The following is a 12,657-nucleotide window of genomic DNA, read 5'->3' as shown; positions in this document are numbered from 1 at the left end:
GGTTTTAAAGATGTCCAACAGTATGGGTATTGCCAGCGCTTTCGTTTTGTCCTCTTTGTTCCTGTCGCCATTGGCGATGGCGGAAGAATCGCAGACTTTCGTCGCACATAACGCCGCACGCGCTGCAGCGTTCGAAGAGCATCAGATCGAGATGACGGCCAAGGCTGCGCAAGACGCCCAAGCCCCGCAAGCCTCGACCACTCAGGCCCTGCCACAGGTCGAGAAGGACAGCTGATCGGCACCGTTCACTCCCGTTTCCCTCGACACTTTTCATCGGCTCTTCCCTTTGAAAAGTTGTCTGCAAAGCCGCTGCTTTTTCAGCGGCTTTTTTTATCGTGGCGATTCAACTTTCATTGCAGTTTTCGCAACGACAAGCGCTGATGCCCACGTCATTGATCAATCGCTCGAGCAACAGGCACGATTCACCCGGCTGCTACGTTAATGCAACTACGCTTACAACGTCCCTTTAGCAGACGTCAGCCCTATGACTGCAAGCCGCACCCCACATTTTCAAGGCCCATCCGGGCGACCCGAGATCATGGTGATCTTCGGCAGCACCCTGACGGTCATCTCGATCCTGTGCATCGTCACTTTTCTGCTGATCCGCGAACACGCCAACGCCCAGCAGACCGCCACACGCAGCGCAACCACTATTGCGCAACTGATCGATGCCGATGTCCTGCGTACGGTCGAGCTCTATGATCTGACCTTGCAGGGCCTGATCGCCGCTGCCCAACGGGACGACCTGAAACAGGTTTCGCCGCAGATTCGTCATCTGGCGCTGTTCGACCGCTCCACCACCGCGCGCTACAAGGGCGACATCCTGCTGCTGGACAAGCACGGCGACGTGCTGGCCGACTCATCGTTGATCGAACCGAAACCGGGTAACTTCGCTGACCGCGATTATTTCCTGGCCCATGTCTTCAATCGTGACACCGGCATGTTTATCAGCCGACCGTTCAAGCCGCGCTGTGACTGCGATGACAGCGACGAATGGCGCATCAGTTTCAGCCGACGCATTTCCTCGCCCACGGGTGAGTTTCTGGGGGTCGCGGTAGCCTCGATGCGCATGAGCTACTTCGATCAGTTGTTCAACAGCCTCGACATCGGCACCGGCAGCACGCTGGGCATCATCGACAATGACGGGATCCTCCTGGCGCAGAAGCCGTACCGGGAACCGAACTCCATCGGCAAAAGCTTCTCCAGCCGCCCCAACGTCGTACGCATGCTGCAGGAGCGCAATGGCACCTTTGAAAGTGTGTCGAGTGTCGACCATCAACGGCGCTTGTACACCTTTACCCGGGTCGGCAACCTGCCGCTGACTGTCATCGTGGCGCTTTCTGTGGATGAGGTGTTCGCCACCTGGAACCGTACGGCCTATGTGATCAGCGGTGCTACCGGGGTTCTGTGCATCGGTTTGCTGTGGTTGACCTGGCTGCTCTGCCGCGAGCTGCGCCTGCGCCAGAGTGCCGAGCAGGAATTGGCGCAACTGGCGGCCACCGATGCCTTGACCGGCGTGGCCAACCGCCGATCCCTTGATCAGACCCTGCGCCATGAATGGTTTCGCGCGCAGCGCAGTGGCAAGCCGTTGTCGTTGCTGATGATCGATGCCGATCACTTCAAGGCCTTCAATGACCGGCATGGGCATCAGGCCGGCGACGAAGCGTTACGGGCATTGGCCAAGGTCATCAGTGCCAATGTCCATCGCCCCACAGACCTGGTGGCGCGCTACGGGGGCGAAGAGTTTTCGGTGGTCCTGGCCGAAACAGGCAGTGACGGTGCACGGCAGATTGCCGAACATATTCGTGAGGCGGTGCAAAAACTGCCACTGGTCGACGCCGGTGAGCGACCGATGAGCGTGAGTATCGGTATTGCCACCTGGACGGCGGCCAGCGATATCACCCTGGAACAGTTGCTATTCAGCGCAGACAAGGCGCTGTATCAGGCCAAGGAGAGGGGGCGCAACCGGGTTGTTTGTGCCGAATAGGATTTTCATTGGATGGGAGGACGCCATCGCGAGCAAGCTCGCTCCCACAGGGGAATGCAATCAACTGTGGGAGCGAGCTTGCTCGCGATGAGGCCAGCCCAGGCACTACAAACTTCGGGCATAAAAAAAGGCCACCCGAAGGTAGCCTTTAAAAAACTAGAGAGGTTTTTTGCTTACACGGCCGCAACCGGGCGCATGTAAGAGATCGGTGCAGTGCTGGCGTCTTCGAACGTCACGACTTCCCAGGCATCTGTCTGCTCAATCAACTTGCGCAGCAGCTGGTTGTTCAGTGCGTGGCCGGACTTGAAGCCCTTGAACTCACCAATCAGGCTATTGCCCAGCAGGTAGAGGTCACCAATTGCATCGAGAATCTTGTGCTTCACGAATTCGTCTTCATAGCGAAGGCCGTCTTCGTTCAGTACGCCATCGGCGTCGACCACAATAGCGTTTTCAACACTGCCGCCGAGTGCGAGGTTGTGCTTGCGCAGGTACTCGATGTCACTCATGAAACCAAAGGTACGGGCGCGACTGACTTCTTTTACGAACGAAGTGCTGGAAAAATCCACGCTTGCACTTTGGGTGCGGTCACGGAAAACCGGGTGATCGAAATCGATCTCGAAGCTCACTTTGAACCCTTCGAAAGGGACGAAAGTAGCGCGCTTGTCGCCATCTTCCACTGTCACTTCACGCAGGATGCGGATGAACTTCTTGGCGGCGTCCTGTTCTTCCAGGCCAGCCGATTGAATCAGGAATACGAAAGGTCCGGCGCTACCATCCATGATCGGGACTTCGGACGCGGAGAGCTCGACGTAGGCGTTATCGATGCCCAGGCCTGCCATGGCCGAGAGCAAGTGCTCTACCGTGTCCACTTTGACGTCACCGTTAACGAGCGTGGTCGACATAGTGGTTTCACCAACGTTTTCCGCGCGGGCAGGAATCTGCACCACGGGATCGAGGTCGGCGCGACAAAACACAATGCCGGTGTCGACAGGCGCTGGCTTGAGGGTCAGATAGACCTTCTCCCCGGAGTGCAGGCCGACACCTGTGGCACGGATAATATTCTTCAGGGTGCGTTGTTTAATCATGGCATGGGCCGCTTCAGCGCAAATTGCGAACTGGTATCAACAAAGGCTGGCGATGATAGCAGACCAGACCTTTGCTGAACACCAATCACCCGAATACCCCTGATACATTTCATCAATCGGCCTGACGACGCAGGAAAGCCGGGATGTCCAGGTAGTCCAGGTCATCTTGCGGATTCATCTTCGCGGCAGTCGCAGCACCGGCCTGGGCCTGGTTGCGCATGACGGTCGGACGGTCCAGGTCACGGTAGTTCACCGCTGGAGCTTCCTGACGAACAGGGGCCTGTTGTTGTGGCTGTGCAGCCATCGAAGTGTGAACGGTATTGTCGATGACCTTCACAGGCTTCTCGATTTTAGCGCCCAGACCGGTTGCAACGACAGTCACGTGCAACTCGTCGCGCATGTCCGGATCGATAACGGTACCGACCTTGACCATCGCGTGTTCCGAAGCGAATGCCTCGATGATGCTACCCACGTCGGAGTATTCGCCCAGGGACAGATCCGGACCGGCGGTAATGTTTACCAGGATGCCGCGAGCGCCTTGCAGGTTCACGTCTTCCAGCAGCGGGTTGCGAATGGCCGCTTCGGTGGCCTCGCGTGCACGGTTCGGACCGCTGGCGCAGCCAGTGCCCATCATCGCCATGCCCATTTCGCTCATCACGGTACGCACGTCGGCGAAGTCGACGTTGATCATGCCCGGACGCTTGATGATGTCGGAGATACCGCGAACGGCACCGGCCAGTACATCGTCAGCCTTGGCGAAAGCCGACAGCAGGCTGGCGTCTTTACCAAGGATGGTCAGCAGCTTCTCGTTGGGAATGGTGATCAACGAGTCGACGCTTTCGGAGAGCATGCGGATGCCTTCGTCGGCGATCTGCATACGCTTGCGGCCTTCGAACGGGAACGGACGGGTCACCACCGCAACGGTGAGGATGCCCATTTCCTTGGCCACTTCGGCGATGATCGGCGCAGCACCGGTACCGGTACCACCGCCCATGCCAGTGGTGATGAACACCATGTTGGTGCCCTGCAGGACTTCGGCAATGCGCTCACGGTCTTCCAGAGCGGCTTGACGGCCGACTTCAGGGTTGGCGCCAGCGCCCAGGCCCTTGGTCACGCCGGTGCCCAGTTGCAGGATGGTACGCGCGCCGATGTTTTTCAGCGCTTGAGCATCGGTGTTGGCGCAGATGAACTCGACGCCTTCGATGTTGCTCTTGACCATGTGGTTGACAGCGTTGCCGCCGCCACCGCCGACACCGATAACTTTGATTACCGGGCTTGCGGGGATGTTGTCTACGAGTTCGAACATTTTCCCTCTCCTTTACATTCTCTAGTTTTTTCGCCTACTGCGTGCTTCGGTGTAACGGTGTTGCGGTAAATCGTCAGAAATTGCCCTGGACCCACTTCTTCAGGCGGTCCAGCAGCGGCGCCTGTGGCTCTTCGTTGCTGTAGCTGTCGCGGCTGCCGATGCCCGAGAACGAGATGCCGTCGGACTGCTTCTGCAGGCCGTACATCAACAGGCCGACGCCGGTGGAATAGATCGGGTTGCGGACCACGTCATCCAGACCTTTCACGCCATGCGGCACGCCCAGGCGCACCGGCATGTGGAAGATTTCCTCGGCCAGTTCAGTGGCACCTTCCATCTTCGCGGTACCGCCGGTCAGCACGATGCCGGCCGGGATCAGGTCTTCGTAGCCGCTGCGGCGCAGTTCGGCCTGGATCAGCGTGAACAGTTCGTCGTAGCGCGGCTCGACCACTTCGGCCAGGGCCTGGCGGGACAGTTCGCGCGGTGGACGATCGCCAACGCTTGGCACCTTGATGGTTTCACCGGCACCGGCCAGCTTGGCCAGGGCGCAGGCGTAGCGAATCTTGATTTCTTCGGCGTACTGGGTCGGGGTGCGCAACGCCATGGCGATGTCGTTGGTCACCTGGTCACCGGCAATCGGGATGACCGCGGTGTGACGGATCGCACCCTCGGTGAAGATCGCGATGTCGGTGGTACCGCCACCGATGTCCACCAGGCACACGCCCAGCTCTTTCTCGTCATCGGTCAGTACCGAATAAGCGGAAGCCAGCTGCTCGAGAATGATGTCGTCGATTTCCAGGCCGCAGCGACGTACGCATTTTTCAATGTTCTGTGCGGCATTGACGGCGCAGGTGACCACGTGGACCTTGGCTTCCAGACGCACGCCGGACATGCCCAGCGGCTCGCGGACGCCTTCCTGGTTATCGATCACGTAGTCTTGCGGCAAGGTGTGCAGTACGCGCTGGTCAGCCGGGATCGCCACGGCCTGGGCAGCGTCGAGCACGCGCTCGAGGTCGGCCGAGCTGACTTCGCGATCACGAATCGCCACGATGCCGTGGGAGTTCAGGCTGCGGATGTGATTGCCGGCCACGCCAACGAATGCCGAGTGGATGCGGCAACCGGCCATCAACTGCGCTTCTTCGATGGCGCGCTGGATCGATTGCACGGTGGATTCGATATTCACCACCACGCCTTTTTTCAGGCCACGGGACGGATGGGTACCGATCCCGACGATTTCCAGCGTGCCGTCGTCCGCGACCTCGCCTACCAGCGCCACCACCTTGGAGGTGCCGATATCGAGACCGACGATCATTTTGCCGCTTTGCACGTTTGCCATGGGTCCTGCCTCTTCTTAATTCTTCGCGACAGCGGGTTGGGCTGCCGTGGGCGCTACAGGTTCCCGCCAGCCAACAGCGAGGCCGTTGGCGTAGCGCAGATCGATGCGCGCAATGTTCGTAATCTGTTCTTTGAGCGTCTTGTCATAGATGGCGATGAAGCGGCGCATCTTTTCCACCAGGTTGCCGCGTCCGAGCAGCAGTTCGATCCCCGGGCCGGCACTGCCGGGTCCGGTGGTCAGGAACCAGCTGCCGCGTTCACGCAACTCCAGGCGTGCAATCGAGAAGCCCAGAGGCCGGAGCATCTGACTCAACACCTGGTACTGCTGCATCACCTGCTGCTGGGCCCGCTGTGGGCCAAACAGCTGAGGCAAGTGTTCGTAGTTCGCCAACTCGCGCGGGGTGAAGGCCTGGCCCTGGTTGTTCAACAACGACTCGTCACCCCAACGGGCCACGGGCAGTTGCTCTTCCAGGCGGATCACCACTTGATCCGGCCACACCCGACGCACTTCGGCGTGGGCAATCCATGGCATCGTTTCAAGCTCGGTACGCATGCTCGCCAGGTCGATGGTGAAGAAGCTCGACGCCACGTACGGGGCGATCCGTTGCTGCACCGCTTGCTGGCTGATGTAACTCAGGTCGCCCTGCACGTTGATTTTGGTGATCGGCCGGTCGGCATACGGCAACAAGCGTGTCGCGCCTTCGTAAGTACCGAACCCCAAGGCCACCAGCAGCACCGGCCAGAACAACGCTTTGAGAAAACCGAAGTTGGCTTTCGGCAGGCGCGCGGACATCGGCTCTTTGGCCACCATTCGGCTGGCACCCCGTGGCACCGGCTTGCGGCCGGGTGCGGGAGGCTGATGTCTGAGCTGGGCGCCTTGCATGGCCTTAACCTCTCGTCGACTCTTGGTGACCGGCAGCATTGCCGGCAACGCTCTCGGCCAGAATGGCCAGGACCAGTTGCTGGAAATCCAGACCGGCGGCACGGGCCGCCATCGGCACCAGGCTGTGATCGGTCATGCCCGGTGCGGTGTTGACTTCCAGGAACCAGAACTGCCCTTCGGCGTCCTGCATCACGTCTGCCCTGCCCCAACCGGCGATACCCAGCGCTTCACAGGCTTTCGCTGTGAGGTCCATGAGTTCCTGTTCCTTGGCGCGGTCCAGCCCGCACGGAATGCGGTACTGGGTATCGTTGGCGATGTACTTGGCGTCGTAGTCGTAGAAGCTGTGCGTCGTGCCCAGGGCAATCGGAGGCAACACCTGGTCACGCAGGGTGGCGATGGTGAACTCCGGACCGTGAATCCATTGCTCGACCAACACTTGCGAATCGTAGGTACTGGCCGCTTTCCATGCGTCGATCAATTCGGACGCGGAACTCACTTTGGCCATACCGATACTTGAACCTTCATGGGCCGGTTTGACGATCAAAGGGAAGCCCAGTTCCGTCGCTGCCGAAATACAATCGGCCTCGCTGCAAAGAACTGCGTGACGCGGCGTCGGAATGCCCAGGCTGTGCCAGACCTGCTTGGTGCGCAGTTTGTCCATGGCCAGGGCCGACGCCAGGATGCCGCTGCCGGTGTACGGGATGCCCAGGCATTCGAGCAGGCCCTGCATGCTGCCGTCTTCACCGCCACGACCGTGGAGGATGATGAAGGCGCGGTCGATCTTTTCGCTCTGCAGACGCTGCAGCAGGTCATCGCCCACGTCGAGGCCGAACGCGTCGACATCGGCGCTTAGCAGCGCGTCGAGAACCGCGTTGCCCGATTTCAGGGACACTTCGCGCTCGGCACTCTTGCCGCCGAACAGCACGGCGACGCGGCCGAAGTCTTTCGGCGCGATCATGGAGACCAGGTTGGCGTAGGCAGCAGTCATTTCAACTTCCCCTTCTCCGGTGCGGCAACGGCACCGGCGAACAACTCGCTTTTCAACAGTTTTGGTGCGAGACCGCCGATATCACCGGCGCCTTGGCACAGCAGGATGTCGCCGGCACGCAGCAGCGGCTTGACCACTGGCGCGAGGTCGACACCACGCTCGATGTAGATCGGGTCGAGCTGGCCACGCTGACGGATGCTGTTGCACAGTTTGCGGCTGTCGGCCCCTGGAATCGGCTCTTCGCCGGCCGGATAGACTTCCATCAGCAGCAGCACGTTGGCGTCTGCCAGCACATTGACGAAATCGTCGTACAGGTCACGGGTGCGGCTGTAACGGTGTGGCTGGTAGACCATCACCAGGCGACGCTCCGGCCAGCCACCGCGTACGGCCTTGATCACGGCCGCGACTTCGGTCGGGTGGTGACCGTAGTCATCGACCAGCATCACGTTGCCGCCGTCCACCGGCAATTCGCCGTAGACCTGGAAGCGTCGGCCGACACCCTGGAAGCCGGACAGGCCCTGGACGATGGCTTCATCGCTGACGCCTTCGTCGGTGGCGATGCAGATGGTCGCCAGTGCGTTCAATACGTTGTGGTTGCCCGGCATGTTCACCGACACATCCAGCGGCTCGCGGTCAGGGCGCAGTACGGTGAAGAAGGTCTGCATGCCTTGCTGGCGCACGTTGATGGCGCGCACGTCGCAGTCTTCGCCGAAGCCGTAGGTCACGGTCGGACGCTTGACCTGCGGGAGGATTTCACGCACCACCGGATCGTCCAGGCACACCACCGCCAGACCATAGAACGGCAGGTTGTGCAGGAACTCGACGAAGGTTTTCTTCAACTTGTTGAAGTCACCGTCGTAGGTCGCCATGTGATCGGCGTCGATGTTGGTGACCACGGCCACCAGCGGCTGCAGGTGCAGGAAGCTGGCGTCGCTTTCGTCGGCCTCGGCGATCAGGTAGCGGCTGGTGCCAAGCTGGGCATTGGTGCCCGCGGCATTCAGGCGGCCACCGATGACGAACGTCGGGTCCAGGCCACCGGCAGCGAACACCGAAGCGATCAGGCTGGTGGTGGTGGTTTTGCCGTGGGTACCGGCAACGGCGATACCGTGGCGATAACGCATCAGCTCAGCCAGCATCTCGGCACGCGGCACCACCGGAATACGGCGTTCCAGCGCGGTAGCGACTTCCGGGTTGGACGTGTTCACGGCACTCGACACCACCAGTACGTCGGCAGCGGCGGCGTTCTCGGCGCGGTGGCCGATGAAGATCTGCGCGCCGAAGGACTCCAGGCGTTCGGTCACCGGCGAAGCCTTCAGGTCGGAACCGGATACGGCATACCCCAGGTTCAGCAACACTTCGGCGATCCCGCACATGCCCACACCGCCGATACCGACGAAGTGGATGCGACGGATGCGGCGCATTTCCGGTTGTGGCATGGCTTTCTGACTCTCAACCATGGGCCACCTCCAGGCAGCTATCGACGACGTTACGGGTGGCATCGGGTTTGGCGAGGCGGCGTGCCGCGGTAGCCATTTCGTTGAGTCGTTGTGGTTGCATCAGGACCTCTGTCAGGCGAGCGGCAAGATCCGCTGCGCCAGTCGTTCTTTGTGGCATCAGGAAGGCTGCGCCTTCACGGGCCAAATATTCGGCGTTGCGGGTCTGGTGATCGTCGATGGCGTGGGGCAAAGGCACCAGCATCGAGGGCAGACCGGCGGCGGCCAGTTCACTGATGGTCAGCGCGCCTGCGCGACAGACCACCAGGTCGGCCCAGCTGTAGGCTTGAGCCATGTCTTTGATGAAGGGCTGCACCTGCGCCTCGACGCCAGCCGCGCGATAGCGCTCTGCAGTCACTTCATCGTGGTTTTTGCCGGCCTGATGGAACACTTCCGGGCGCAAATCGGCAGCGACTTGCGACAGGGCTTCAGGCAGCAATTTGTTCAACGGTTCTGCGCCCAGGCTTCCGCCCAGGATCAGCAAACGCGCCTTGCGACCGGCCAGGGCTGGTCGCGATGTCTCGAGGAACAGCTCGGTGCGCACCGGGTTACCGGTGGTCCGGCGGCTGTCCGACAGGGTAAAGGTGTCAGGGAACGCTTCACAGACTCGGGCGGCCAACGGCACCAGCAACCGATTGGCGGTACCGGCCACCGCGTTCTGCTCATGAACGATCACCGGCACGCCGGCCAGTTTGGCTGCGACACCGCCAGGGCCGGTCACAAAACCACCAAAGCCCACGACGCAGACCGGTTGCAGACGGCGAATGATCGCCCGTGCCTGCCAGACCGACTTGAACAACATGAACGGTGCCTTGAGCAGCGACAGCTTGCCCTTGCCCCGCAGACCGCTGGCGTTGATCCGGTGCAGTTCGATACCGGCGGCTGGCACCAGATCGTTTTCGATACCGCGCGGGGTACCGAGCCAGTGCACGGTATAGCCGCGCGCCTGGAATTCGCGGGCACAGGCCAGCGCCGGGAACACGTGGCCACCGGTGCCGCCGGCCATGATCATCACGTTAGCGCCCATGGTGCGGCTCCTCGGCGAAGTCGCTCTCATGGAACTCCATCTCCTCGCTGCCCAGGTGGGTTCGACTTTCCCACTCGATGCGCAGCAACAAGCCGAGACAGGCGCAGCAGATCACCAACGAACTACCGCCGTAACTGAGGAACGGCAGGGTCAGGCCCTTGGTCGGCAGCAGGCCGACGTTCACGCCGATGTTGATCAGGAACTGGCCGATCCACAGGAACGACAGACCGTATGCCACGTAAGCGGCAAAAAACTGCTTGGCCTTCTCGGCCCACAATCCGATGTACATGCCGCGAATACACACGAAGACGAACAGTGCCACGGTGCACAGCGAACCCACCGCGCCCAGTTCTTCGGCCAGGACCGAGAACACGAAGTCAGTGTGGGCTTCCGGCAGGTAGAACTGTTTCTGCACGCTGTTGCCCAGGCCGACGCCCAGCCATTCGCCGCGGCCGAAAGCGATCAATGCCTGGGACAACTGATAACCGGCACCGAACTGGTCGGCCCACGGATCGGCGAAGTTGGTCAGGCGCGCCATCCGATACGGCTGCATTTGAATCAACAGCACCACCGCGCCGACAGCCAGCACCACCATCAGGGAAAAACGGAACAGCCCCACGCCGCCAAGGAACAGCATCGCCGCCGCGGCCCCCATCATCACGACGGTGGCACCGAAGTCCGGCTCCATCAGCAGCAGACCCGCCATCGGCAACAGTACGATGAACGGCTTGAAGAAGCCCATCCAGCTTTCACGCACTTCTTTCTGGCGGCGCACCAGATAACCGGCGAGGTAGATCACCACGAACACCTTGGCGATCTCGGAAGGCTGGACGTTGAAGAAACTGAAGCCGATCCATCGCATCGAGCCGTTAACCTCACGGCCGATCCCTGGAATGATCACCATCACCAGCAAGCCGAACGCCCCCAGCAGCATCAGCCAACCCAGGCGTTGCCAAGTGGCAATCGGGATCATCATGGTAACGATGCAGGCACCCAGGCCCAGCACCACGTAAATAAGGTGGCGAATCATGTAATACAGCGCGCTGCCCGACTGCACGGCCGCCACTTCGGTCGATGCCGAGGCAATCATGATCAGTCCCAGGCCGAGCAGCGTCAGGCAACCGGCGAGCATCGGGAAGTCGAGGTCGATACCGCGCCCGGTGATGAGCGGCGATGGATACGGCTTGATGATGCCTTTCAGGCTCATGCCAGATCCTCCACGGCTTGGACGAACTGGTGACCACGGTCTTCGTAGTTCTTGAACATGTCGAAGCTGGCGCAGGCTGGCGACAGCAGCACCACGTCGCCCGGCTGGGCGGCGGCGCGGCATTGTTCGACGGCTTCGACCAGGGAAGCGACGCGGATCAGCGGAACGACGTCGCCAATGGCCTCGCCGATCTTGTCGGAGTCGCGGCCCATCAACACCACGGCGCGGCAGTTGGCCGCTACCGGATCGCGCAGGTCCTTGAACTCGGCACCCTTGCCGTCACCGCCGGCGATCAGCACGACCTTGCCGTCGATGTCCGCGCCCAGGCCTTCGATGGCGGCCAGTGCAGCACCGACGTTGGTGGCTTTGGAATCGTTGTAGTAGCCCACGCCGTCGAGGTCGCGGACCCATTGGCAGCGATGCTCGAGACCGGCGAAGGTGCGCAGGCTCGACAGCATGGCATCGAACGGCAGGCCGACCGCATGACCCAGGGCCAGGGCCGCCAGGGCGTTGGACTGGTTGTGGGCGCCACGAATCTTCAATTCGCGCACCGGCATCAGGTTCTGGAATTCGAAGGCCAGGTATTTCTCGCCGTCTTCTTCACGGATGCCGAAGGCTTTGAAATCCGGTTTGCTCAGGCCGAAGGTCCAGCACGGCTGGCCCTCGCCCATCAACGGACGGCTCAGGGCATCCTGACGATTGACCACGAACTGCCGGGCACCACGGAAGATCCGGTGCTTGGCCAGGTGATAGGCCGGCAGACCGCTGTAACGGTCCATGTGGTCTTCGCTGACGTTGAGCACGGTCGCCACTTCGGCGTTGAGTTGATCGGTGGTTTCCAGCTGGAAACTCGACAACTCCATCACGTATAGCTCGACGTCGTCGCGCAGCAGATCCAGTGCTGGTGTACCGAGGTTGCCGCCGACGGCCACACGCTTGCCCGCCGCCGCCGCCATTTCTCCGACCAGGGTGGTGACGGTGCTTTTCGCGTTGGAACCGCTGATGGCCACGATCGGCGCCTTCGCGTTACGCGCGAACAGCTCGATGTCACCGGACAATTTCACGCCACGTGCGGCGGCGGCCTGCAGGGCCGGGGTCGCCAGCGCCAGACCGGGGCTCACGTAGAGCTCGTCGGCGCGGCACAGGAATTCGACGTCCAGCTCGCCACAACGCACTTCCACGTGCGGATAGTCACGCTTGAGCGTGGCCAGTTCCGGTGGATTTTCCCGCGTATCGGCCACAGCAAACGCCACGCCCCGGTTCGCCAGGAAGCGAACCAGGGACATGCCGCTCTTGCCGAGACCGACAACGATGCGGAAGTGGTCAGAAGCGATCAGAGACACGAGTTT

The 12,657-nt window shown here is 61.2% G+C and carries 11 protein-coding genes; 2 read left to right on the top strand and 9 right to left on the bottom strand.

Going from position 1 to position 12,657, the window contains the following annotated elements:
* Nucleotides 1-10: 10 nt before the first annotated feature.
* Together AC3WJW_RS15285 and AC3WJW_RS15280 are read left to right on the top strand one after the other, a co-directional pair.
* Nucleotides 11-235: a hypothetical protein gene (locus AC3WJW_RS15285; RefSeq protein WP_102698518.1), complete on the top strand. Its 225-nt coding sequence runs from the start codon at nucleotides 11-13 to the stop codon at nucleotides 233-235.
* Nucleotides 236-484: 249 nt separating this feature from the next.
* A complete protein-coding gene (locus AC3WJW_RS15280) occupies nucleotides 485-1,987 on the top strand; it encodes a sensor domain-containing diguanylate cyclase (RefSeq protein ID WP_493726572.1) in 1,503 nt (500 codons plus the stop codon).
* 173 nt (nucleotides 1,988-2,160) lie between these two features.
* Here the strand turns inward: AC3WJW_RS15280 and lpxC are convergent, their stop codons facing one another.
* The 9 genes from lpxC to murD all read right to left on the bottom strand — a co-directional run bounded on the left by lpxC (nucleotide 2,161) and on the right by murD (nucleotide 12,651).
* Nucleotides 2,161-3,072 carry a UDP-3-O-acyl-N-acetylglucosamine deacetylase gene (gene lpxC / locus AC3WJW_RS15275; protein ID WP_007939852.1) on the bottom strand — a complete coding sequence of 304 codons (912 nt, stop codon included), beginning with the start codon at nucleotides 3,070-3,072 and terminating at the stop codon, nucleotides 2,161-2,163.
* Nucleotides 3,073-3,184: 112 nt separating this feature from the next.
* On the bottom strand, nucleotides 3,185-4,378 hold the full coding sequence (gene ftsZ / locus AC3WJW_RS15270) for a cell division protein FtsZ (protein WP_007972612.1): 1,194 nt from the start codon (nucleotides 4,376-4,378) through the stop codon (nucleotides 3,185-3,187).
* Nucleotides 4,379-4,451: 73 nt separating this feature from the next.
* Complete coding sequence (ftsA, locus tag AC3WJW_RS15265) at nucleotides 4,452-5,711, bottom strand: cell division protein FtsA (protein WP_007972611.1); 1,260 nt, start codon at nucleotides 5,709-5,711, stop codon at nucleotides 4,452-4,454.
* 15 nt (nucleotides 5,712-5,726) lie between these two features.
* Complete coding sequence (locus tag AC3WJW_RS15260; protein ID WP_493726571.1) at nucleotides 5,727-6,593, bottom strand: cell division protein FtsQ/DivIB; 867 nt, start codon at nucleotides 6,591-6,593, stop codon at nucleotides 5,727-5,729.
* 4 nt (nucleotides 6,594-6,597) lie between these two features.
* Nucleotides 6,598-7,581 (bottom strand): D-alanine--D-alanine ligase, encoded by a 984-nt coding sequence (locus tag AC3WJW_RS15255; protein ID WP_493726570.1) that lies wholly within the window; start codon nucleotides 7,579-7,581, stop codon nucleotides 6,598-6,600.
* On the bottom strand, nucleotides 7,578-9,038 hold the full coding sequence (gene murC, locus AC3WJW_RS15250) for a UDP-N-acetylmuramate--L-alanine ligase (RefSeq protein ID WP_007989894.1): 1,461 nt from the start codon (nucleotides 9,036-9,038) through the stop codon (nucleotides 7,578-7,580). The genes AC3WJW_RS15255 and murC overlap by 4 nt, the downstream gene beginning before the upstream one ends.
* The gene (gene murG, locus AC3WJW_RS15245) at nucleotides 9,031-10,101 is read right to left on the bottom strand and encodes an undecaprenyldiphospho-muramoylpentapeptide beta-N-acetylglucosaminyltransferase (protein WP_046041926.1); all 1,071 of its coding nucleotides are present in this window, start codon (nucleotides 10,099-10,101) and stop codon (nucleotides 9,031-9,033) included. The genes murC and murG overlap by 8 nt, the downstream gene beginning before the upstream one ends.
* On the bottom strand, nucleotides 10,091-11,308 hold the full coding sequence (gene ftsW / locus AC3WJW_RS15240) for a putative lipid II flippase FtsW (protein ID WP_007972603.1): 1,218 nt from the start codon (nucleotides 11,306-11,308) through the stop codon (nucleotides 10,091-10,093). Before ftsW ends, murG begins: the two co-directional genes overlap by 11 nt.
* Nucleotides 11,305-12,651, bottom strand: a complete 1,347-nt coding sequence (gene murD / locus AC3WJW_RS15235) for a UDP-N-acetylmuramoyl-L-alanine--D-glutamate ligase (RefSeq protein WP_493726569.1) — start codon at nucleotides 12,649-12,651, stop codon at nucleotides 11,305-11,307. The genes ftsW and murD overlap by 4 nt, the downstream gene beginning before the upstream one ends.
* Nucleotides 12,652-12,657 lie beyond the last annotated feature (6 nt).

The sequence above is a fragment of the Pseudomonas sp. GW821-FHT07G06 genome (assembly GCF_058986625.1).
Note: the sequence above shows the minus strand (reverse complement) of the source record. Positions and strands in the feature narration are given on the sequence as shown.